Annotated in this window: 2 protein-coding genes and 1 pseudogene; all 3 read right to left on the bottom strand. The window is 77.7% G+C overall.

The features are described from left to right. Positions 1 to 355: pseudogene (locus N866_RS18555) on the bottom strand (hypothetical protein); the annotation flags it as partial. 77 nt (positions 356 to 432) lie between these two features. Further along, on the bottom strand, positions 433 to 1038 hold the full coding sequence (locus N866_RS18550; RefSeq protein ID WP_034229553.1) for a GNAT family N-acetyltransferase: 606 nt from the start codon (positions 1036 to 1038) through the stop codon (positions 433 to 435). Continuing rightward, positions 1038 to 1779: molybdenum cofactor synthesis domain-containing protein (locus N866_RS18545; RefSeq protein WP_034229551.1), on the bottom strand; the 742-nt coding region annotated here is incomplete at its 5' end. The genes N866_RS18550 and N866_RS18545, both read right to left, overlap by 1 nt.

Here is a 1779-nt window from a genome sequence, read left to right as displayed (position 1 = left end):
CGGCGCGGCGGCGGGCCAGATGGGCGACGCGCTGCGCGCGCTCGGCGGCGGCGCGTCGGGCGGCGTCGGCGACGACGCGGTCGGTGGTGCCGTGCGGCCGGTCCATGTGACCGCCTCCTCCACGTCGTGCCGGGTGCAGCCGCACACCGGTCGTCCGGTGCGTGCCGGGTGCCGTGCCGGTCCGCCGGTCCCTCGTCCCGGCGGCGTGTGCGACGCGGAGGACCCGGAGGTTCTCCGAGAAGCGGTCGTCGGCCCGCGACTCCAGGAGCTGCTGGCGGTACCGGGACCGGTGAGGCACCAGGTACGCGATCCAGAGCCCGGCCACCGCGACGAGCACGATGCCGGCCTGGTTCACGTCACGACGGTAGGGGCTGGGTGCAGGCGGCCCCGGGACCGGGCGCGGCGTGTCGGGACCGGGCCGCGCCGTCGTCGTCAGCGGGCGGTCAGGCCGGCGCGCCGCAGCCGTTCGACCAGGCCGCCGGGCACCTCCTCGGCCGTCACGGCGAAGGTCCGGTGGTCGCACCACGCGCCCTGGATGTGCAGGTAGTTCTCGCGCAGGCCCTCGTCCCGCAGGCCCAGCTTCTCCACGACCCGCAGGCTCGCGCCGTTCTCGGGCCGGATGTTCACCTCGACGCGGTGCAGGCCGACGGGACCGAAGCAGTGGTCGACGGCCAGCGCCACCGCCGTCGGCGTGATGCCCCGGCCCGCGACGTGCTCGCTGACCCAGTAGCCGATGCTCGCCGAGCACAGGGAGCCGCGGACGATCGTGGCCACCGTGAGCTGCCCGACGAGCTCGCCGCGGTACTCCAGCCCGAACGGCAGCGTGGCCCCCGCGCGCGCCTGCTGGTTGAGCGTGCGCACGAACTGCCCGAACGTCGGCGGCGGTCCCTCGGCCGGTTCCGGCGACGTCGCCTCCCACCGCTCCAGCCAGGCCGCGTTGCGCACGCGCAGCGTCAGCCACGCGCGCGCGTCGGAGCGACGCAGCGGCCGCAGGACGACGTCGGCCTCACGCAGCACCGCCGGCCACCCGCGCGCCATCAGCCGTCCAGCACCAGGCAGGCGAGGGTGTCCCCCGCGCGGACGGCGGTCGTGTCCTCCCCGACGACGGCCAGGGCGTTCGCGCGGGCCAGGTCCGCCAGGCCGACGGCGGACGGGTCCCCGACAGGGGTCACGGTGTAGCCGTCCAGCGGGCCGCCGGACAGGGCCGCGGGTACGAACTGCCGCCGGCCGGCGGGCGACGCCCACGGGTGGGTGACCGCGGCCCGGACCGAGGGCCGGAAGAGGTCGGCGTGCCCGGCCATGGCGCGCAGGGCCGGCCGCAGGAACACCTCGTGCGCCACGAGCGCGGCGACCGGACGACCGGGCAGCGCGACGACCGGCACGTCGTCGACCGTGCCGAAGCCCAGCCGCCCGCCCGGCGTCATCGCCACCTGGTCCAGGCGCACCGTCCCCAGCGGGGCGAGCACGTCGGCGACCGTGTCCCACGGCCCCGCGCTGAGCCCCCCGGTCAGGACGAGGAGGTCCGCCCGCACGAGCTGGTCCTCGATGACCTCGCGCAGGCGGGCCCGGTCGTCCGGGACGGGACCGACCCGCACCGCGCTCGCCCCCGCGTCCTGCACCGCAGCGGCGAGCGCGTGGGCGTTCGCGTCGTGGACGGTGCCGGGCGGGCGCGAGCGTCCCGGCTCCACGAGCTCCTCCCCGACGGTGACGACGACGACGCGCGGGCGGGGGTGCACCCGGACCCGGCCCCGGCCTGCCGCGGCCGCGACGGCGAGGTGG

This window comes from Actinotalea ferrariae CF5-4 (genome assembly GCF_000603945.1).
GTDB lineage: Bacteria > Actinomycetota > Actinomycetes > Actinomycetales > Cellulomonadaceae > Actinotalea > Actinotalea ferrariae.
Note: the sequence above shows the minus strand (reverse complement) of the source record. Positions and strands in the feature narration are given on the sequence as shown.

Excerpts from the sequence above, each read along its gene's own strand:
- N866_RS18550 (WP_034229553.1), bottom strand. The coding sequence starts at position 1,038 with ATGGCGCGCGGGTGGCCGGCGGTGCTGCGTGAGGCCGACGTCGTCCTG.